Origin of the sequence: Cohnella boryungensis (genome assembly GCF_042651945.1) — a bacterium.
GTDB lineage: Bacteria > Bacillota > Bacilli > Paenibacillales > Paenibacillaceae > Cohnella > Cohnella boryungensis.
The window spans coordinates 102,994-126,673 of sequence record NZ_JBHSED010000036.1; the positions used below are offsets into that span (position 1 = coordinate 102,994).

General features: G+C 47.5%; 11 protein-coding genes. All 11 read left to right on the forward strand.

Features of this window, described 5'->3' with window-relative positions; genetic code table 11:
- The first annotated feature begins 51 nt into the window (after positions 1-51).
- The 11 genes from ACFO1S_RS17420 (at position 52) to ACFO1S_RS17470 (ending at position 23,621) form a co-directional block, all read left to right on the forward strand.
- The gene (locus ACFO1S_RS17420; RefSeq protein WP_204603862.1) at positions 52-4,182 is read left to right on the forward strand and encodes a fibronectin type III domain-containing protein; all 4,131 of its coding nucleotides are present in this window, start codon (positions 52-54) and stop codon (positions 4,180-4,182) included.
- Positions 4,183-4,210: 28 nt separating this feature from the next.
- Positions 4,211-8,269 carry a fibronectin type III domain-containing protein gene (locus tag ACFO1S_RS17425; RefSeq protein ID WP_204603863.1) on the forward strand — a complete coding sequence of 1,353 codons (4,059 nt, stop codon included), beginning with the start codon at positions 4,211-4,213 and terminating at the stop codon, positions 8,267-8,269.
- A gap of 17 nt (positions 8,270-8,286) precedes the next feature.
- Positions 8,287-9,234: a hypothetical protein gene (locus tag ACFO1S_RS17430; RefSeq protein ID WP_204603864.1), complete on the forward strand. Its 948-nt coding sequence runs from the start codon at positions 8,287-8,289 to the stop codon at positions 9,232-9,234.
- 12 nt (positions 9,235-9,246) lie between these two features.
- Positions 9,247-10,107: a hypothetical protein gene (locus ACFO1S_RS17435; RefSeq protein WP_204603865.1), complete on the forward strand. Its 861-nt coding sequence runs from the start codon at positions 9,247-9,249 to the stop codon at positions 10,105-10,107.
- A 108-nt stretch (positions 10,108-10,215) separates the two neighbouring features.
- Positions 10,216-19,995: an RHS repeat-associated core domain-containing protein gene (locus ACFO1S_RS17440; protein WP_378127228.1), complete on the forward strand. Its 9,780-nt coding sequence runs from the start codon at positions 10,216-10,218 to the stop codon at positions 19,993-19,995.
- Positions 19,996-20,013: 18 nt separating this feature from the next.
- On the forward strand, positions 20,014-20,556 hold the full coding sequence (locus ACFO1S_RS17445; RefSeq protein ID WP_204603867.1) for a hypothetical protein: 543 nt from the start codon (positions 20,014-20,016) through the stop codon (positions 20,554-20,556).
- A 179-nt stretch (positions 20,557-20,735) separates the two neighbouring features.
- Entirely contained in the window at positions 20,736-20,987 is a 252-nt protein-coding gene (locus ACFO1S_RS17450) for a polymorphic toxin type 43 domain-containing protein (RefSeq protein WP_204603868.1), read from the forward strand.
- Positions 20,932-21,126 (forward strand): polymorphic toxin type 43 domain-containing protein, encoded by a 195-nt coding sequence (locus tag ACFO1S_RS17455; protein ID WP_204603869.1) that lies wholly within the window; start codon positions 20,932-20,934, stop codon positions 21,124-21,126. Before ACFO1S_RS17450 ends, ACFO1S_RS17455 begins: the two co-directional genes overlap by 56 nt.
- Before the next feature lie 38 nt (positions 21,127-21,164).
- Positions 21,165-21,683 carry a hypothetical protein gene (locus ACFO1S_RS17460; RefSeq protein ID WP_204603870.1) on the forward strand — a complete coding sequence of 173 codons (519 nt, stop codon included), beginning with the start codon at positions 21,165-21,167 and terminating at the stop codon, positions 21,681-21,683.
- Positions 21,684-21,812: 129 nt separating this feature from the next.
- A complete protein-coding gene (locus ACFO1S_RS17465) occupies positions 21,813-22,148 on the forward strand; it encodes a hypothetical protein (RefSeq protein ID WP_204603871.1) in 336 nt (111 codons plus the stop codon).
- A 138-nt stretch (positions 22,149-22,286) separates the two neighbouring features.
- Positions 22,287-23,621, forward strand: coding sequence for an ABC transporter substrate-binding protein (locus tag ACFO1S_RS17470; RefSeq protein WP_378127231.1), 1,335 nt, complete (start codon positions 22,287-22,289; stop codon positions 23,619-23,621).
- Positions 23,622-23,680 lie beyond the last annotated feature (59 nt).

Consider the following 23,680-nt stretch of genomic DNA (forward strand, 5'->3'; position numbering starts at 1 on the left):
TTTTATTTTTTCTCCAATGTCCTATTTCAACCATAAAAGGGGAATTATGAAATGGAAATTCGATTCGTATCCAGATTGGCTAAGGTATTATGTTTCGTCTTGCTTGTAGAATTCATCGTTCCTTTATTATGGAGTTCTCCGACTTATGCATCGTCCGCATCGCCGGATGTCAGCATTCAGTTCAGGTCGCCATTAGCCCCTGCAACGGGTGCGTACATACCCGATTACGGGGAACCTTACGGAGAACGGAACGGATACACGTACGGATGGAACTTCGATCATACTCCCTATTCGGTCAATGAGGCCGTATACGGTTCTTCGTTGCTGGATTCAGCTATCGGCATACAAGCCGGAGGGCAATGGGAAATTGCATTGCCTGCTGGCAGCTATGAGGTAGAAATCAGCGTAGGCCATGCCGTGTATGGCAGTACCACTACGCTCCAGGTAGAGAATGTGACGTTCTGGGATCACGCCGAGCTCCCGGCCGGCGGACTGGACAAAGTGAAGAAGCGCGTTCAATTGAACGACGGCAGATTAACCCTGAAGGGAGATCAAGCTAGCCCTTCGGCCTTCATCCATACGATAGAGATCACGAAGGACGTTCTGGCTAATCGTCCGACGCCGTTGCCTTATATCGGGTTGCCTGCGGAGATAAACAAGGTGCCCGGAGACAAGATTATTTTGTCCGGCTCGCAACGCAATGAACACAATGCCATTCCGTCCGTCAGAGTGAAAGAGCTGGGTCAGGCTATTGATAACTATATGAATGAACAAATATCGGTAATGGAACAACGAATTGCTACGATGGAGCAACAGGCCGAATCCTGTGCGGGTTGCAATGCCAGCGACCTGGAATCGGCGATTCTCCGCAGTCCGAACGAATACGTCGTGATGAAAGCGGGGCATCTGAATCTGGATGCTTCCGCGACGTTTGGCTCGCCATCCAAGCCAGTCTTTCTTATCTTGGACGGTTTGAATACGAACCGGAATCTAACTCTTACCGTATACGGAACGTTGGCGGTTAAGGGAAATCTGAACGCGAATACGAATCTGACGCTGCACCTGAATGCACCCGATCAACCGGCAGCAGCCGAAAAAGGGGATATATGGGTCGGGGGTTCGCTTCATTTGAATAACAATTCCGCTGTGCGAGTGGCAGGCGATTTTATAGCGGGAAGTCTTATCTATAACAACGGCCAATTGAACGTCCAGGCCGATCGGCTTCTTGTTGCCGACAGTATGCATATTAACACCCAGGTAGATATGACCATTGCACAGGAAATGCTCGTTGGCAGTTTGGTATCGAATAACCAAACGGCGAACATCAGAGTAAGCACAGGCGATGTATTCATTCGCGACGATATTCACGTTAATAATCATTTGAGCATTCAGACCGGAGGCGTCGTTGCGATCGGCGGCAGCATCACGGCGAATCAGAAACCGACCATCGCCACCGGCACCAGCGTGGTCGGCCAAACGAAATTGCATTACAGGGTCAACGGATTGCTCGCAGAGTATTATACTGAACCGAATTTGACTGGCGATCTATTCATCGTGGTGGACGAGAACGTAAATGTGAGCAACAAACTGCCGATTGCCAAGCCTGGTCTTAACGACGGCAATATGTCGGTGAGATGGACGGGGCAAATTACTCCTTATTTCACCGAGATGTACGAATTCGAAATGGATGTTCGCGGCGGGGTCAAGCTGTGGGTGAACGGCGTGCTTCTTATAGACAAATGGGAGGCAACGGGGAACGGCAAGTATTCCGGATCGCTTGCGCTTGAAGCCGGAGTCGATTATGACCTTCGTCTCGAATATGCCAATCGCGGGGGACAGCCTCAAGCGATCTTGAATTGGGCCAGCGAGTCCGGGACGAAGGAGGTCGTGCCGCAGAGCCAATTGTCGCCGTTCGCGATGCCGATGCTGACGGCGACCGCGACGGAGAACCTCGTGAATATCGCATGGACGACCGCCTTCAATGCGACCGATTACGAGTTAGAGGTAGATGGGATCATCTACTCGTTGGGCAACCAAGCCGCCTATACCCACGCTCCGCTGGAACCGGGCACTTTGCATAAGTATAGAGTCAGAGCGATCAACGGCGATATTAAAGGAGTTTGGTCGATTCTGCAAGAGGTGTGGACGTTACCGGATGTACCAGCCAATATACTGCTTCAATCGACAAGTAACTCCGTGACGTTAACATGGGATGAAGTGACAGGGGCTGCCGGATATGAGGTTGAAACCTATAACACGATTATCAATAATGGCAACCTTACGACATATACAGAATTAAACCTAGATCCGAACATACAGCGTACGTTCAGAATTCGGGCGCATAATACCAGCGGTCCCGGAAAGTGGAGCTCCATCATGGTCAAGTCAACTCTGCCCGGAGCGACAGGCGCATTGTATACCATAGCGACGGATACTTCCATCGCCGTGAGCTGGGATGCGGTTTCCGGTGCGGATAGCTACAACATTGAGGTTGACGGCACAATCGTGGGAGGTCTTGCGGATACAAAGTATTTGCATGCGAATTTGCAGCCGAACACGATCCATTCTTACCGCGTTCGTTCCAATAATAGCGAAGGATCGAGCGGATGGAGCGAGGCAGTTCAAGCGGTTACGCTTCCGTCTGTTCCGCGCAACTTGCACGCAAGGAGCGTTGCCGGCGACCATATTCATCTCGAATGGGACGAAGTAACAGATGCTACCTCCTATGATTTAGAGGTCGACGGAGTAGCGGTCGAAGTTGGAACAAGTACGAAATACAATCATTCGGGACTGGAAGCTAACACGGAGCATACGTACAGAGTACGTGCGAGGCATCATTCCGTCGTCGGCAATTGGAGCGAGGCGGTTACGTATGCGACATTGTCCGGCGTGCCCTTGAACTTGCACGCAGTATCAACCAGCAATGAGATTACGCTTTCTTGGGATCCGGTAGTCGGCTCGATAGGCTATGAGGTTGAAGCAGACGGCAAAGTTATTCCGAACGGCCTAAGCACGACCTACGTACACGCCGGGTTGAAGCCGTTCACGGAGCATACTTACCGGGTTCGGGCGATTGGTAACGCGGGGGTTGGGCCATGGAGCGAGCTCCTGATTGCAACAACCGGTCTGGATGTACCGGTATTGGGTGCTCAAGCCCTATCGAAGACGGCGATCGCTCTCTCTTGGACAATCGTGCCTGGCGCGACAACCTATGAGCTTATGGTAGACGGCGCGGTCATCGACGTCGGTAACGTTACAGCGTATTTGCATAAAGGGCTGCTTCCCTATTCCTGGCATGCGTATCGGGTCAGGGCGAAAAGCGGCTCCGTCCCTGGCCCTTGGAGCGCTGCGTTAATGAAGGCTACGCAGTTAGGCACGCCTGTAATAACAGGGCTGTATGCGACCAGTTCCGAAATCACTGTGGAGTGGGAAGCCGTTCCGGGTGCGACCGGTTATGATATCGAGGCGGACACGCTCATCGTGAACGTGGGTACGGCGACGACATACATTCATCGCAATTTGCTGCCCAACACTGTCCATTCGTATCGGGTGCGCGCCAAGAGCGGCAACGATCTCGGCGATTGGAGCGATTGGAGCAAGCTTAGCACTCAAGTGACTTCGCCTGTTACGCCTACGCGCTTCAGAGCGGTTGCCAATACGCATGATATCGAACTGAAATGGGACGCATCGCCGGGAAGCTTGAGCTATGATCTCGAACTCGACGGGCGGATCATCACCGGGATAACTGGGACAAGCTTTATCCATCGGGATCTTGTTCCGAATACGATGCACGTCTATCGTGTTAGAGCATCGAATGCGGTCGGCTCAAGCCCATGGTCGAACAAGATTAAACCTCGTACCATTCCCGAACTGACGGTAAACGTTGGGCAAGGTTCGATGTTTAACTTCGTTATCGTAGCTCCTAGCATACCGGGTCTGACGGAAAGGACTATTACGGTGACGTATAATCCGGAAGAACTGGAAATTCAGGATCTGAGCGCGGCTACGCCCGAGATCGAATTAACGGTGGGGCCAATCAAGGGTACGAATATAAGGGTTAGCGAAATCGCGAACGGGAAAATCGTCTTCCGGATTTCGAATGCCCTGAGCACGAACGTCAATATCATTCGGTTTATAGCGAAGTCCAATGAACCATCAACAATCACATACTTCGTCGAGTAGCGATTCACCATCAGGAGGGGGATTTTGCTTGTCGTATCAAAAGACGCTGCCAGCATTGTTTATATCCTTATTTCTCATTCTCTCGTTATCTCTTAAATCAAGCTATGCATCCGAACAACTCATAGATATGCAAGCACCAACAGTCTCCGAAGCAACTAGGCTTGATGATAATACGGGTAGGAAGGAACTGCTGGAGGAGCGCACGGCCAATACGAAGCACTATCTGCTGGAGAACGGCTCGAAGCAGATGGTAACTACATTGGAGCCGCAGCATTATCTAGACCAGAATGGAAATTGGCAGGATATCATTCCCGCATTAATCGACGAAGCGGACATTCAGGACCTGAATGTGCCATTGTCGCGTGAAGTCGTCGGCGAAGTCAAACAAACGATTATGAAGAACAACGAACGAAATCGTCAGAAGACGGTTGACCACGACAATACCTCATACAAAGCTCTTCAGGTTCCGTTCAATGTTTCCTTGTCTAAAAATTTTCAGCAAGGCTATCGTATTCAGAAGGGACAGGACCGACTTTGGTTCAAGCCGGTCGGAGCAAACAAGACAATGGCAAACTTGACGGATCAACAGACATTGACATACGTGAATGTGTGGGAATCGACGGATGTGACGTTAAGAGTGACTGGCGGGGGGGTAAAGGAAACTTTTATCCTGAAGGATAAAAGTGCGCCATTAACCTTTTCATTTGAAGTAGAGGGTGAGTTTAATTCGGAATGGGCCACCGATCAACTATTTGTTTTGCCGGCCTGGCTGATCGATGCTGACGGAACGTTCAGGTCTGTAGAGCAGGTTTTGAGAAAGCAAGGAAATAAACAGTACATCGAACTTACTGTGGATGACTCAGGGTTAGTTTATCCTATAGAAGTGGATCCCACTGTGGCAACATCCGTAACGCAGCTTGCTACTCAATACGCCTATCCGTACGGTTCAGGCGGTCTAACTTACTCTGCTCCCTCCTCCGGATTATACATTGGCGGAAAAGCGTATACATACGGTGCTATCGGTTTTATTAATTTCGATTTGTCTTCTATTGAAGGGATTGTCCAGAGCGCCTACTTAACGTTGAACCGTGGAAAATCACATCGTGATGAAAAAGCATTAACTATAGAAAGCTATGTGAATACATCACCTTGGTCGCCTAGCGATCCTTCCCAAGTACCTGGTCAGGGCCAATTAATTAACGTTGTTAACACTGCTGGAGCTGTTAACAATTACATACCGCCTACAATTATTACGGGGATGGAAACCTATGTAAGATACGTGCTCGCAGGGAACCCCAATTACGGGATTAAGCTGTTTCCGAGACTTACGGACATCGAAACGCTGCGGTATTTTACCTCTCTGACATTAACGATAACCTATACACTGATACCAAAAATCACAGAAGTTGTCGCACCCGTCGGAAATCAGTTTTTTGGACCAAACGCCAATTCGTTTATTCCGATCATCAAGGTGTCGGGGCCGGATGCATCTCCATTGACTGCTGCTTATTATCTGGATAATGAAGCGTCGCCGCGAGAAACGAAATCGGTCTCCAATCCGCAAACGGCGCAAACGGTCAGCTTTAGCGCCATGAATATCGGTACGTTGGCGGAAGGGAAGCATACGTTCAGATTTACCGCCAGCAACGGGCAACAGACGGGTCAAAAGTCGGTCGATGTATACGTGGATAAAACGGCGCCTTTACTAGGCTCATTAAACGTTACGTCTACCAGTAGTTCCGTTTCGGTTTCCGGTTCCGCGAGCGATGGCGGTTCAGGTCTAGAAGCGGCCTCGTATCGCTATACTGTCGGAGCAGCGACAAGCGGTTGGACAAGCCAAACGTCTTACACAGCTGCAAACTTGATGCCTAATACGGTATATCAGGTGAAATTCGAGGCGAGGGACAAAGTCGGCCTTGTTTCTTCACGTGAACACCAGATCTATACAGCCAGCCAGAGTCCTACGTTATCCGTAACCCGTTCTATGGAAAACGGCCTGGACCTATCCGTTAACGACAGCAATCCGGCTGGGACCCAATACGTCATTCAGGCGGGCGGCCGTTACGTTAACGGGACTGGGGCTTTAACCGCCGCTCCGGTCTGGTTTGCTCCGGTCAATAAAAAGATAACCGTAACCGGACTTACAGCAAATACTTCATACGCTTTGACAGTAAAAGCGAGGAACGAAGCGGGAGTCGAGACAGAATCAAGTGCAGCCCTAACAGGAACGACACTTGCCACTCCTCCTGCCACGGTTACACCAACAGCCAAGCAAAGCTCTATCAGGCTTTCCTGGCCTGCGATCAGCGGAGCGATCGGCTACGACGTCGAGGCGGATGGGATATTGATCCCTAACGGCGCTTCCGCGACTTATGTGCACAACAATCTTGCTCCCAATACTCCTCATAAGTATCGAGTGCGGGTCATCAATGCAGGTGGAACGGGGAGCTGGAGCCCACTGGTGACAGCATATACTTTGCCTAATCCACCGCCGATACCGGTTAATATACAAACGACATCGACGCAAACGGATGTTACGGTCACCTGGGATGCTTCTACCGGCGCGGATGGGTACGATATTGAAGCGGATGGAAAGGTGATCGATAATGGCAACCATTTATCCTTTGTGGATAAGGGATTGCAGCCTTTAACCAAACATACTTACCGGGTCAGAGCGAAGAATGCCGGGGGTGCCAGCGAGTGGAGCGGTGCCGTTACGCAAATCGTCCTGCCGAATCCTCCGACCGCACCCGAACAGCTTGCCGCCCAGCCGACCATTCATCAGATTAAGGTGAGTTGGGATCCGGTTAAGGGTGCCGACCGTTACGAAATTGAGTCGGACGGGGCGATTCTCGATAACGGGACCCGCACGACATACACACATGATGGTTTGGATCCGCTAAGCAGGCATACGTATCGAGTTAGAGCCGTGAATGCGGGGGGGACAAGTTCGTGGAGCCTGCCGCTGTATGCGACTACGCATCCGGAGAAGCCGGATATTCCGACGAATATTATGATGACGGCGGAGGGAACGGCGATCTCTTTGATCTGGTATGAGGTGCCGCATGCGGAAAGCTACGATATCGAAGTCAACGGTACAACGATCATGCATTCAACAAGTGCGCAGTTTAATCATACTGGGTTATCACCCGATAGCAGGCACAAGTATCGGATTCGCGCAGTCAATATCAGCGGTAAGAGCGAGTGGAGCAGTCCTGTTGCGATGAAGACGCTTCCGAGCAAGAGCGATGCGAACGATTTTCTTACGAATATCGCAGCGGTGGTGACCAACTCTTCCATTACCTTATCCTGGGATACGGTTGCCCCTGACGCGGAGTACGAGATCGAGGTGGACGGCGTCATTGTGGACAACGGAAGCAGCACATTATATCAGCAAACCGGGCTTCCGCCGAATGAATATCACACCTATAAAATCAGGCTGAAGCAGAGCGGGACCCCGGGGGTCTGGGTGGCCGTTCTTTCCTTATCCACGTTGCCGAATCCGCCGGATGCTCCAGGCCAATTGGAGGGGGTCTCTACGAACAACAGCATCGAGTTGAGATGGGGACGGGTCGAGGGCGCAACCGGATACGATATCGAAATCGATGGAAAAATGGTAGACGGAGGCCACAATACGATCTATTTGGATGAGGGTCTTTCGCCGGGAACGACACACACCTATCGGGTGAGAGCGAAGAACATGAGCGGAGTAACTGCATGGAGTCCCGCTCTTATTACAAGCACCACCAGTCCCGACTATCGGGTTCAGGTCGTAAAGGGGCAACCCTTTCATTTTTCCTTGCTGGCGTTTGACGTAAAGGATTTCAGCGAGCGAAAGTTTATCGTGACGTACAATCCGGATGAACTGGAAGTCATCGACTTATATAGCTTCACGCCAGAGAAGAATGTTCTGAGTGCCGGTACGATTCCCGGCTCTCCATTGTCGGTGACGAATGTGCCGGGGATCATCGAATTCCGGGTACACCAAAGCGTTGCGCCGGGAACGGTCTGGTCCGGAGAAATCACTTCGATCCTATTCAAATCCAAGATCGACGGACAATCTTTCATGCAATTTAGAGTGGAATAAAGCTTCGAGGTGAACCTATGAAAACCGGAAATAAAAGAATATACAAGTGGATAGCCATTTGTCTCGGTTCAGTTATAGCGCTGCAACTGTTGACGGGAATTGGCTTCAATACGAAAAGCGGGGCGAATATCACCGCATCCGCAGAAAACGCTGACGATGAGAATCGCATTGCGGTGGAATTATCGAACCTTTCCGGGGTAAGCAAAGAGGATATTTTGCAATGGCGAAGCACCGGGAAATCGTGGAACGATATTATCGCCTTGCTCTCCAAACGGGACGACGACTTGAACGGAACCGCAAAAGCCGAGAGAAGCCAGCTTCTTGCCGATAGCGGCTTAGATGAGGATTTCATTCAGAAGTTAACGGATGCAGGCTATACTCAAGCCGAAATAACGGATGCCAAGCTGCTTGCGGAAAGAATTGTTTTCCAACTGCAGGAAATCGTTCGTTCCGTTGACAATCGTCCAAAGCAACCAATAGCGGACTTGAAGGATGAAAATCAAGACAGCAAGGATTTGACCGCATATATCCAGATTAGCGATCAATTCGACTTGAAAACGGCTGTATATGCCATGACCGTATTAAAGAAGGATTTCGGAAGCATCGATAGTGTTATGAATGAGTACCTTTTTGCGCTGCAAATCGGATTGGATTTTGAGGGATTTTTCAAGGATAAGGAAAAATATTTACAGGATAAAGCAGATAAGAGTATTGGCATCAACCCGGATTCAGTCATCTCAATCGATAAAATCGAGAATCGAATGCTGGAAGCCATTCAACAGGGAAATGCATTGAGCCAGGATGATTTCACGACAAGTCATGATGCAGCAGCTTTTCCTGTCGAATCGCAAATGAATAATCCGCTACCGGATGTGCCGAACCCGAATGCGATAAATGTAAAGCCCGAAAATCCAACCGACGCTGTAATGAAAGAAATTCAGTCGATCGACCCCAATAGGCAGTAGGAGGCTTATCCTATGAGAAAAATTCCGAAATTGTTGCTGATACTCTTCATAACCGCCATGACACTTCCGGCTGGCTTGGCCGCGTATGCCATGGTTAGCTCGACTTCCGGTCAAAATTCGAACGCAACGCAATCACCCCTTGATTCGACTGCGCTAGATGTAATCAACGCAGACTCCATTGTGATCTCAAAGCAGGTTTTAGACAAAATTAAGCAGTCCGACCCTGGCAACTACCAAAAAAATGTGACCCATTACAAGAATCTATTGATCGAGTTGAGCGTTCACGACAAATTCAAGCAAGAGATTGAGAGATTGGCAGCGGCCAATCACAAGCTGCCGAATGTCCTGATCGCCTATGCCTTCTTATATCAGAGCTACGGTCAGTTAAGCGATCTTGAGCCCATGGTGGTAAATAAGGAAGCCGGAAAAACGTGGAGCGTCATTTTTTCCGAATACGCCGAAGCCCATCCCGTGTTTGCTCCTAGAGCTTACGATTCGTCTTATCTGGAACAATTGATGCAAACCCCTAATTTAACCTCGGACGATATCATGATTGCCGATAGAGTCTCCTTTGCTACCGGCAAGCCTTTCGAGGAGGTTCTAAGCAATAGGCTTAAGTCTATCAGTTGGAAAGCAGCGAATGCCGATCTCGGCATTCTCTATAGTGCGGAGAAGCTCCCCCGTGTGCAAATTACCGCTGAGCAGTTAGATAAATATACCGCTTCCGGAAAACTGACGGAAGATCAGGTGGCTCAAGCCTTTGTCATCGCTGACAAAGTGGGGAAGAGCACAGACTCGGTTATCGAGCAAATCAAAGCAGGCCGCTCCGAAGAAGCGATTTTGGCGCAAGCTTACTCGGAAAAGTATGAATGAAAGGGGGACGACTAGCTGAAACCGTATTATAAAATTATGTTTTTCGGCTTTCTGTTTCTGGTTGTTGTCCCCTGGAGGGCTGCCCATGCCGAAACGCTGGAAGATCAATTGAATAACTTAATTGGGCCCAAACAGCAGTACAACACGATGCTGTCGCCTGTATATTTGAAAAACAACAAGTCCGAAGAGTATATCAGCCCTCAGAACGGCGAGTTAACTTTAACGCAGAGCGACTATGTGCTGCCCGGACGTAACGGACTGGATCTGGAAATTAAGAGAATCTACAAAAATGATACCTCCAATGTACAGGAGATGAAGGTCAAATATCTTAATGGCGCATGGGTGGACTATGTTTCTTCCGATATTAAGACCTCTTCCTTCAATGAAGATCGCTATAATCTCGGCATTGGCATGCGATTTTCCTTTCCCATGATTGAGGTTAAACAAAATTCCGATGGCACGAGCACCGACTTTCTGCATACACAGAGCGGCGACGTCTATCGTCTGAAAGCCGACACGCTGGCCGGAGCATCTGTATTACTGCCGGAAGGACAAACCATCAAGGATGTCGTGGTGAGAACCTCAACAGCTTTCAGCAACGGACAGAACGACGGCACTTCCAAGTTCGTCATGACGGAAAAGGAGGGGAAAAAGACCTATTTCGCAGCGGACGGTCGAATTCTGGGCATTGTTGACCGATACGGAAACACGATCAAGTTCGAATATACGACTCTGTCTTATACGCTCGACGGGCAAACGGTCAATAAGAGATTGATTTCCCAAATCACCGATACGATCGGCAGAGTGACGACAATTGAGTACAAAGAGGATCCTTCGCTTACCGTCGGCCTGATCGAGAATAATCCTTACAGCGCAAGCGACAGCTATAAAGCGTCTCAAAATCCGAATAACACCGATTCCGGCGATCTGCAGGGCAAGTTTCAGGTCATCGTCCATCTGCCCGAAAACAAACAAATCGTATACGACAAATCCGCGGTGCTGGTCAGCTCGTCCAAGCATGTCATGCGCACAAGGCTGCAAAGGGTCATCGATGTAGACAACAGTGTGAAATATCACTATTGGTACGAGCAGCCCGAGCTTGGCTTTACCTATATGAACGGTAAGAATTACGCCGTGTACAACCGCTACGAGAATTTGGTACAGATCGATTATGTCAAAACGAACCGTATTAAGCGCTATGTTTACAATACGTACACGAAGCGGCTGAACTCGGGCAGCATGCAATACCGCAAAATTTTCGAAGCCGAAGAGCGGGTTAAAAAGAGCTACGACGCATCAAAAAGCAGCTTCTTAGACCGTTTCGTTACCGAAATCAATAACAAAACCGGCTATAGCTATACGAACGAGCCAGACGGCTTCGGCACCTCGGGATACAATGAATATAACATTGCTTATTTGAGGGACACCTATCGCTATTCTACGCAAACCAAAGATTTGAACGGAGCGACGACAACCTATACGTACGATGGATTGCATCAATTGATTACGACGGAAAACAAAGGCAATGACCATAACGAAACCATTACCACCGAACGCGATGAATTGAAGCTGGTCAAAAAGAAAGCAACGGTGTCGTTACAGGTTGTGAACGGCGTAGCACAAGGCGTGTCTGTGAAAAAAATCGAAAATTACCGCTATGACGAATACGGGAATATGACCAACTATACGGGCCCCGAAGCTGTGCGGGATGCGGCCGGCTATCCGCTCGACAGCAAGCATACCGTGGTATATACGTATGCCTACGACAAGTTTCACGTCCTCACATCGAAGACCTGGAATAAAGACAAGAGCACCACTTCGCAGATTCTTTACGATGTCGACAGTAAAGGCAATGTAATCAAGGAAACCAGGGTGAACGCCGGAGACGCTGCAAACTGGACCACGATCGATTATCAATATGACAACTACGGCAACATGACTCAGAAAAAACAGAATGCGGGCGGCCAGTCTTTTGTAACGAATTACGAATACGGCATGGATGCGAACGGCAAGGACACAAAAGGAGCATACTTGTCGAAAAAATACGCCGTAGTCGAGGGAACCTCATTTGCTAATACCTATGCCTATGATTTTAATGCGGGCAACTTGACTGAAGAAATAGATCCGAACGGCAACCAAACCGTTTACGAGTATGACGCACTTAGCAGGGTGGTTCAAACCAGTCTGCCGAACGGATCGCTCAAAAAGTACGTATACCAAGAGAATCCTTATATCAATATGAAGATTCAACAGACTGATCCGAATGGAAACCAATTCATTTACACCTACGATATTCTGGGGAATCTGCTGCAAGCCAGCTTGCAGGCCAACGGTCAGATACGTCCGTTAACCACTTATGAATATGATGCCAAAGGCAACAAAACCAAAGAAACGGATGCGAATGGAAACAGCATCCTATACGCGTATGACAGTGCGTATTCACTCGTTCGTAAGACATACAAGGAAAAAGACACGGTCGATAAAGGCTCGATTGTCGTTAAGTACACAATATTAAACGACAGCGCCAATCCTTTTCTCGTCACCATCACGGATCAGGACGGGTATGTGAAAAAATACTATTACGACATTCTGAACCGACTGGTAAGACTGGAGAAGACACCGGACAACAATCATTTCTTCGCTACTGCCTATTCCTATAATTATGTAGGGGATCTGTTATCTGAAACCGACGCCAGAGGCGGAGTGACACGCCATGAATATGATTATCAGAGCAGGCGGATAAAGAAGGTCGATGCGCTCGGGAATGAAACCGGGTATGTCTACAATGCTCTGGATCAAATTTCGCAGCAAACGGAGCCAGGGGGCAAAGTTACCCGGGTACTATACGATGCAGCAGGTCGGAAATCCGAACAGAGAGTGCACGAAAATGGTTCAGCCGATTATATCTATACCAAATACATCTACGATGCCGCAGGCAATGCCATTAATATCAAGCAGGGGCAAACCTTGCGCGGACAAGATAATGTCGCTTCCGACATTTCCTACATGTATGACAAGATGAATCGTATATCCGATGAATATCACAAGATCGACGCCAGCCGTAAGTCGCATATACGTTATAGCTATGACTCGAACGGGAATAAGACGCAGGAAATCCGCTATGCGGATGCAGGAGAAAAGGAGTTCCTTGTCTATACGTACGACTACGACTATGCCGATCGCGTCAAGCAAGAAAGCGGGGCCCTGAAGGCAGCGGGCGGCAGCGGCGGCGAGGACGTTCAAGGGAGCTACAACAAAAAAAATAATTACGATGATGTCGGCAACCTTATAGAACAGCATGTAGATAACGGCAACGGGTATGACGTGACCGCCTACACTTATGATTATCTGAATCACGTTATCGAGAAGAAAGAGCCTTTTACCGATAACAGTCACTTCAAATACTCCACTTATAAGTATGACAAACGAGGGAATCAAGTCTCGGCAACGATGACGATTCAGGGGCAGCCGGTTACGGTATCCATTGCATACGACGGTCTGGGAAGACAAACGAGCATGGTCGATCCGCTCGGCGGCCTGACCCAATTCGTGTATGACGAGAACGGAAATCTGATTAAAAAAGTAGATTCGCGATACATGTCTCAATCAACGGATCAAGCACCCGGAATCGAATATGTCTATGACGCATTGAACCGTGTGGTGAAGACCTCTGTCTACGATGGCAACGCACGCACGGTAACGGATTACAGAGAATATGACGGCAGAGGCAACCTGACTCTGGAAGCGGACGGAGAAGGATACAACGAGAGCGATCCGGCCCGATCTTTAGGCAAAAAATACGTGTACAACGTTCTTGATAAAACAACCTCTTATATATCCGCACAAACAGAGGAAAAAAATCGTAAAAATGGTTCCCGTACGGTGACGTCTGCGTATACGTATGATGCTGTCGGCAACGTGCTCTCGCAAACGGACGCGCTGGGAAATCGAACAACGAACATCTATTATTTGAACGGAATGCTGAAAGAAACCGTGTATCCGGACGGCAAGAAGGACCTTTACGACTACGATCTCACGGGCAAAATCCGCGCAGTCAAGACGGACCGGGCAGGTAACACGACGACGGCTTACAGTAACGTTTTTGGACAGCCTTACCGCATAAAGTATCCAGATGGCACCTCCAAATCTTTAAAATATTCATCGAAGGGAGAGCTGACGGAAAGCATCGACCAGGCGGGGAATCGCACCCTGTACACCTATGATCCTTCTGGAAACGCAACGGCCAAGCGGGAATTTATCCGCACGGACGGCGCACACGCTATCAGCAAGCTGACTCAAAGCGTGTACGATGAGGCGAACCGCCTGATCGAGCAGGAAACCTATGAAGCCCGCAAACCGCTGGGTGGCAGCGGCGAAACGGCCATATCCTCCGGAGATAAGGTTCAGCAGGTCTATGACAAGGCGGGTCGTCTGGTTCGCGTTTCCGGTCCATTCGGAAGGGAAAAGAATTACGAATACGATCGTGCCGGGAACCAGATCACGGAAAAGCAAAAGGTATCCGACAGCTATTCGGACGTCAAGCGATACGCTTATGACGTGCAATCCCGACTCATCAGCGAATCGACACTGGTCCAGACTTCCGGACTGGAAATGCAATACTTGGCGGGAGCCAGGTTCGACAACGAATTTGCGGATCGGGTACTGTCAACGACAACGTATATGTACTATAAAAACAGTCTGATCAAGAGCAAAACGGACCCGCACGACAACAAAACCACGTTTATTTACGATGCGGATGGAAAGCTGACGAAACAGACCGATCCGCTGCTGGCGGCAACGGAATACAGCTATGACGACAATGGTAATCTGGTTGGACAATTGGATGCAAAAGGCGTTACTACACGCTACGAATACGATGGGCTGAACCGTCTGATTCGGCAAATCGCTCCTGCAGCGGACGGATCTGACGCGACAACCCGTTACCTGTATGATGCTATGGGCAATTTGATCAAGCAAATCTCACCGAACCAGTATGATCCGGCCAAGGATACAGCCGATCAGGCGATGACGATGACCGGAATTTCTTACACCTATAATGCCATGAACCGTCTAATCTCTACGGTTTCGCCCGATGGAGACGGGCTCTCGTACATTCGCTACGATGCCAACGGCCGGGTGCAAAAAACGGTAGACGGTTTGCGCTACACAGGAAATATGGATGCATCACAGGGAAGCGTCTACGAATATGACGGATTGGGCCAGCTCGTCAAGGAAACCGATGCATTAGGCAACATCACCTTATATGCCTACGATGTAAAGGGACATCTGATTAGCCAGATCGACGCCAACGGTAACACGACCGTCTACAATTACAATCCGGACGGCACGTTGAAGTCCGTCACCTATGCCGATGGTGGAGCCAGTTCTTTCGGCTATGACAAGCTCGGCCGTAAAACCGTGGATACGGATCAACGCGGCCATACGACAACTTATTCTTACAACGGTTTAGGCAAACAAAGAACGGTTACCGATCCTTATGGAAATACGCTGGAATTCAAAACCGATCTGGCGGGAAATCCGATTTCCCAAAAGGACAAGCGCGGCAGCGTTAAGTTGTTCAAATATGATGCGAATAACCGGCTCGTCGAAAAGCGGACGCCGCTTGAATTCGATGCCAGCGGTAACGTAATGTACGCTGTAGAAACGACCGTCTACGACAAGGTTGGCAACGTGATCAAGCAAGCGATGACAAGCTCCAGGGATAAGTCTTTTGTCCGTGAAACCCGTTATACGTATACCGACAACAACCTTGCATTAACCGTATCCGACAACGGCGGCGCCTATACGAAATACACTTATGACAAGAACGGCAACGTTGTTAAGAAGGAAACCCTGCGGGATAACGACTTGTACGACGTGGAGGAGTTTTCGTACGATAATCAGGATAGGACGATAGCCGATATTCGCTTGGTGGATGAGCAGAGTATTGCGGAAGCCGCAAGCTTGATCGGTATTTCCGGTTTGCGAGATCCTGCATATCCGGGACGAATTCGTCTGATTAAAGAATATGAGTACGATATTCTCGGCAACAAAATCAAGCAAATCGATCCGCGTGCTTACGCGTTCGCAGCGGATGATACGGACAATCGCGGTATGTATACCGTCACGTACACGTATGATGCCTTAGGACGGGTGGACAAAATCATCCGCAAACAGGACGGCAAAGACGTGTATACGCAATATACCTATGACAAGGTCGGCAATAAAACCGCCATTCGTAACGAGCGGGGATTTGTCACAACTTATGCGTATGACAGCATGAACCGTTCGATCACCGTTACCGATTCACTGAACCAATCGGTGACGACTCAGTATGATTCCGCCGGCAACCGGATCGCGGTGACGAACGCCAAAGGCGATACGATGAGCTTCGCGTATGACCAATTGAACCGGCTGGTCAGCACGACCGACGCGTACGGTACGATCATCGAAGAGAATGCGTATGACGCGAATGGCAATGTGATCAAGAAGATCGATGCCAAAGGCTACCTGTCTTCTTCCAACAATTCGGCCAGGTATGGATGGCTGTATACGTACGATCTGGCGAATCGGCTGATCCAAACCGTCGATCCGGAGCTTGCAGCGAAGAACAATCCGGCTTTGTTTAAAGCTGCATATCGCTATAATGCGTCGGGGGAGAAAACGGAAGAAACCGATGCGCTCGGCAATAAAACGGTATTTGTGTACGATGCGGCCGGCTATCTTGTTCAAGTGACCGATCCGCTTGGTATCGCGACCAGATACGGTTACGACAATGTCGGCAACAAGCTTTATATGACAGATGGCCGCGGCAAAACAACTCAATATGCCTACGGCGCATTTGGTTTGCTGACACAGGTCACCAATGCGGACCAAAAAACGATCCAGTACAGCTACGATCTCGGCTCGAACCTCGCTGTCATGATCGATCGCAACGGCAACCATACGCGTTACACTTATGATAACAGGGATCTGCTGTTGACCAAGAACGTCGACGAGACAGGCGATCGGATCAGCTATACGTATGATGAGAAAGGCAACCGCGCTTCGATGACGGATGCTAGCGGGACCAGCAGCTATTCTTACGATAGCAACGATAAATTGTTGGAAGTGGTCAAGAACGAGTCGGTCCAATTGACTTACACCTACGATGTTGTTGGCAACGTCTCGACCGTCACGGATCAAAGCGGGTTCGTCACAACCTACACCTACGATAAATCGAACCGGATGAGCACCGTCGTATTTGACGGAAAAACCGTTGCCTACGCCTACGATCCGAACGGCAACCGTACCTCGATCTCCTATGCAGGCGGCGTGACGGAAAGCTATACGTACGACAAGAACAACCAGCTATTAACCTTAATCAACCAAGCGCCGGGTGGCAGCGTCATTTCCCAATACAGCTACACCTACGACAACGTCGGAAAGCAACTCTCGAAGGCCGACGGTCTGGGAACGACGAATTACCTCTACGATGCGGCAGGTCGTATACTGGAAGTAAAAGCGCCAGGTAAGACGACGATGTACACCTATGACGGCGCAGGCAACCGTCAGGCGCTGAACGAAACCTATGTGTCCGATCAGTTGAGCGGATATGTTGATCGGAATACGAAACAGGCACTGCCCTACAGACTCATGAAGAGTCAGTATGTCTATTCCAACGCGAATGAATTGTTGAAGCTCGTTGAGACGATGTACGATGAGCGCAACAAGGAAGTGCTGAAGAAGACAACCGACTACCTGTACGACAATAACGGCAACGGGCTGCGGACGAAAGTCAACTTTGTTCTGCCGTATAACAACGGCATGCGGCAAGCGACCGACGCTAGTCTGTTCGGCGATGACGTTACGGGCGATATCAGCGCCTTGATCGAAAACGTCAGCAACACCTTTGACGGGTTTAATCGCTTGGTGAAGACGGAGAAGATCAAAGGCGGAAACCGTTCGACGGTCACTTTCGTCTATGACGGTAACGATCTGCGTACGCAAAAGGTCGTCCGTAGCTCCGAGGAAGACTATGCGGAGAAGACCACGAACTATATTTATGACCGCCAGTATGTCATCTTGGAGACGGATGCTTCGGGAGATCGTGCAGTTCGTTACGTGAACGGGGTCAACTACATTGCCCGGATCGACGCTTCCAGTAAGCTGTCCTACTATTTGTTCAACGGTCACGGCGACGTTGTACAGACGGTAAACGAAACCGGAGAGGTCGAAAACCAGTACGACTATGACATTTTCGGCAACCCGACCTTGACGATCGAGAAGTACGCTGCTTCCATTCGCTATGCGGGAGAATTCTTCGACGCCGAAGTGGGACTATATTATCTTCGCGCGCGGTATTATGATCCTTATATCGGGCGGTTTATATCGGAGGATACGTATGAGGGGAGAATCAATGATCCGTTGTCGTTGAACCGGTACACGTATGCGCATAACGATCCGATCATGTATGTGGATCCGACGGGGTATGCTGCGATGGCAATCCGTGATCTTGCCGCTTTGACAGGATCGACCGTTGTATGGAATCAAAAATCAGGCATAGCGACGGTTACCCTCTCTCCGGGCGTATCGGTGGAGTTTAACACGAAAAGCTCAACCGATCAGGCGAAAAAGGGATACACCGTCAAGAACGGCCAGATTATCATCGACAACAAGCAATTTGATAGTCTGATGTCACAGAACAATACGAAATCCCAAAGCTCTGTGACAGGTGGGAAAGTAACTGTTCAATCTAAAGTGGAAACTGCAGTAGGGGATAACAAGCTAATCGGTTACGCAAGTGTGACGAAAACCTACTACGCTCCCGAATCACAGCAGAAGTCGAGCCTTGCAGCTAATTTCAACATGCCGCAAATTCCGCTAGTTGTGAAAGAGAAGGAGCGGGTAGCTGTCTTAGACTTGACAACCCACAAGTTAGATAGCATTGATTTAGTCAGCGGCAAAGGATTGACGAAGAAGAATGAAACGCTAATTAAAAATATCGTGGCCGGATCAGAGGGGACAGTCAGCAGGCCGCAAGCTGCGTTGATCACGTTGCTGCTGGGACAAGATAATAGTACGTTTAGCAAGTACCTGCAAGAGAAGTACAGCGGCAGTTATCTAGGTAAAGACATGCAGAGTAGCGATAGACATTTTGTATCGAACAAAGCAAGTAATGAGATCATGAAAAATGGTAAGATATCGATAAAGGCTTTCGAGAGGGGTTTGAAGAAGTACTATCATCAGGCATTTCAAGAAGCTACCGAGCAGGATTACCAGAACTACGTCAAGACGTTAAATCAAGCTCAAAGCGGTGATATGGTAGACGTTCTAAACGCCTATTTCTCCAAGGAAGCATTACTGTATGGAGGATATTCCCAGGATATGGCGTTGGCGGAAGTTGGATGGGCCATGATGTTTAGATCAGCAGGTTTTAGCATTTCCAAAGGAGTTGTGAAGTTTGCGCCTAAGGCGCAGGTTTTCCTAAATACACCTGCTGCAAAAAATGGAACTCTTAATATTGGAGCTGGATCAAAGCCTATTCAAGGAGCTTACAATATTGATGCAAAACCAGGGGCGAGTGGTGTTCATCTAGGAGATGCTACAAATTTAAGTAATGTAGCTACCGGGAGTCAAAGTAGAGTTATTATGGAAAATCCTTATAGATACGATGTTTTGAATCCAGAAGTCTCAAGAGTTTTACAGAGGGGTGGCACTTTAGAAATTACAGGTGGTTTATCTAATAAAACTTTTAATACAGTCTATAAAATGAGCGATGAGGAATTAAAGGCAGCGGGATATACTTTGGTTTCAAAAGGTCAAGCAGCAAATGCCGGAACATCTTTGACGACAACAGGTGAACCCATTAGAAGTATGATAATGGAAATTATTTTAAAGAAGAACTGAATTGTGGAGGTGTGAAATGTGAAGTATGTAATTGATTTGACAAAAAACAATTTTGACAGAATTGATTTTACAGAGGCTAAAATTATAGATTTTTATTGCCAGCATAAACTTCCAAGCAGTCTAGAATTCAATGTTTGGGGAGCTACGCTGCTATTAGATCCGAGGTGGAAGCACGAAGAAAAGTTTGACAGTTCTCTACCCAGTGTAGAAGACATGTATGTATCTGGAACGGGAGTTGTAAAAATCGACAGACTAATTGGCGGTAATATTGAAGTGTATGCTTATGATAATGTAAGAGAAGATAATTTAATAAAAGTAGTCCAAAACTGTGATGGTTCAGAATTGGTATTTAGGAGGGAGTGGCCAATTAATAAAACAAAAGATACAGATGAATATTTGTGGGAGTCCGTTATTTTATGGCCCTATGGATTTTGCAATCTGCGCCTTCTTAGTGAAAATGGTAAAGTGTCGTTTGAGTTTGATAGCAATGATATGGTACCCGCAGGAGATTTTATCCTAAATCCTGAACGATATAGTTTTAATGCTGATAAGCTAAGGTAATCTTTAGTTGTCTTTAAAAACCCGAGTAAATAAATGCTCATTTGCGTCATGAGAAGGCTTGTCATCATCTGCAGCATGATGAAGAACAAGACCGAGTATCTGGCGGCTAGTCCTCTGATGGAGTGTCAACCAAGCTGATACAAAGGGTGGTAATCGGAATTCCGATTGCCACCCTTTGTATGCCCAGATTTAAGACAACTCAGGGTGCGGGTGATATTCCGACATCGAAGGGTTCTGATCCTGTCCCTGGTGTAATTGGTGTAAACCCATCTACAAAATCTGTAGGAGTTTTGAAGAATTATAATCTCAAAGCTGGCGGAGTAGAGTTTGTTTTTGACGCCAAAACTATTACTTTTGTGGCCGGCAGTCCAACAAGTGGATTATTCCAAAGGCTCCACTCATCAAAAGTTAGCGCAAACAATAGGCGCTGATGGAGGGAAAACAAAGCTAGGAGGAACATTTACCAGAGGGCCGAATGGTAAGTTTTTGACAACTGAAAACAGTGGGCATTTCGGGAAAAGTTGGACACCGGAGTTAAGACAGCAATTTCAAGATGTAATGAAAAGTTAAGGTATTGACGTCCAACATCAAAAATGGGTGAATCCATAATGAAAAATGATCTTAAAAGCATCTACTTTGCATTACCCGCTGAAATGAAAAATACAACCCGACTAATGGATTCAGAAGAGCTAGTAAAATGGGTTCCAGTTCTCCCTTATGGAGAAGCTTATAGAAGTATGGGCATTTCAGAAAACGGATACTGGGTTGTAAAAGTCGCTTCCGGACTATGCGAACTGACAGAATCTCACTCGTATATGTACGTGATGATTTTACTTGAACAAACCGTGAGTGAAATTCGGAGTCAGTTGACGGAGTTTTTCAATTGTTCGGATATTCCTATCGACCCGGATTCAGTATTTCCTTTTAGAGAGATAGTCAAATTCGGACTCGAACAACAAGATGAGTATTGGGTCGGTTTGGCTTTTGATTGGTACGAATGCCTCCCTTTGATGAAAAAGAATTCATTAAAAGATTCTTTAGAAAAGTTAGCGAAGTCCAAACGAGCGTCTCAAAAGTTACGGCAGCGGGCATCCAAAGAGGTAGGAAGCAAGCTCCCCAAAAGGTAGAGAATAAGTTATACGCCTAAGCTAGACTTTACCACCACATTCGGGAAAGTGAATGTGCATGTGCATCTAGAGCAGTGGAACGCCTCTACCGGAACCCCTTTGGTGACGTTTGGGGATAGAACGTATAATTTGTCGGTGACGCAGGAGAAATTTGTCGATAACGTGCTATCAGGTCTGTTTACAGATGAAGCAAAAGAAAAAGAGCTGGCGGTAACCTTCCTTAGCCTATTGGAGAAGGATAAATCAAACGATTTCTATCGCTATGTCCTGAACCAGTATACGTCCGGGCGAGGAGTCAATTCGTCCGAAATGAAGATGTCGATTAATGGGGTCATTAAAAGCGGGAAGAGCGATCCAAGTCTGACCCGATTGTTCAACAGTGCATCCGGTGAGAAAGGGAAAGAGGCCGCCCAAGAGTTCAACGACACATTAATAAAGGCTAAAACCGGAACTAGACTGAGATGAGGCTCCTCCTGCTGGAGGGGTTTTTTCGCTTGTCGAAATTGGGGGAATTTTCTTTAATTAAAGATGGTAATAAGATATAATTTTAGTAAATATTTTAACTATTCTTTGAGCTAACCTCTTAATGAAAGGATAAAAACCATGAGATTACGACTATTCATCCTAACGATAATCATGATTTTGCTACTAAGCGCATGCCAGACAAATGAAAAAAAGGTAGTGGAAAACGTAACTTTGAAAGTTGTTTATTATGATCAAAACATGTTTAATCGCGATTACGGTGAATTATTCGCCTCAAGGTACCCGAATATTGATGTCGAGGTATTGCCCATTACCTATTATTCTAATTCCCAAAACAATGGCGTTGATTCGATTAGTCAATACATCCTAACGAATCAACCCGATGTTGTACTTCTAAGGGATATCGATTTAATAGAGCTGTCGCGAAAAAACGAATTAGTGAATTTATCCTTTCTAATTAAGGAAGAAAAGTATGATCTCAGTACGATGCTGCCTTCCGTCATTGATTTAATTAAGGAACTCGGTGACGGAGATATTTACGGTTTGGCTCCGACTTTCGAGAATACGGCGCTCTTTTACAATAAAGATATTTTCGATCAAGCCGGAGTTGATTATCCGGTCGACAATATGACTTGGAAAGACGTGCTGCTTCTAAGTCAAAGGTTTAATGGTAACGAGTCTGCATACGGTTTTTATAAGGGCAAAAACTCAAGCCTATTTAATTTTGTTATCAAAAGAGTCGGTTACCTTAGCGGAATAAATTTCTATAACGCGAAGGATAAAAAAATTACATTGAATACGCCATTCTGGAAGTCCGTTTTCGAACAAGTCATTGAAGGATATCGTAATAAGAGTCTCTTTCTTGATACCAATCAGGAAATAAAAAGCAGATATAAGTTTAGCGAAGAATCGGACATCGCTATCGGGTCCAATTTGTTTGTCAAGGGCAAGGCCGCAATGACGATTGACTCTATTGCTTTTGTGAGCGACATCGAGAAAGCACAGCAAGCATTGAAGAATAGTACACCTATGAATTGGGGAGTCGTTACGACGCCTGTAGATCCCTTAAACCCGGCCGAAACAACCGCATTTCATTTGAGCCAACTCTTCGCCATTAACGCAAAATCGCAAAATATTGAAGCAGCTTGGGAACTCATCAAGTTTATCAATGGAGAAGAGTGGGCGAAATTAAAATCGAAATCTTCATCCGTACTATTAACAAGATTCGAGAACATGAAAGAAATGTATGGTTACAATATTGAGGCATTCTATAAATTAAAGCCGAACGGTAGGTTTTACAACTCTGATGGTTTACCGGACGCATTCTACAAAGAATTTAACGCTTTTGGTAACGACGAAATCTTTAAAGTCATCCAAGGAACGAGCACAATAGAGGATGCATTGATTGCAATTGAAAAGAATGGGCAAGTCATTCTAAATAAATATGAACCATAAAAGGGGATTTGTGATGGGGTGAAATTAACGAAATAGGACGTAATTAATCAAGGGTTACC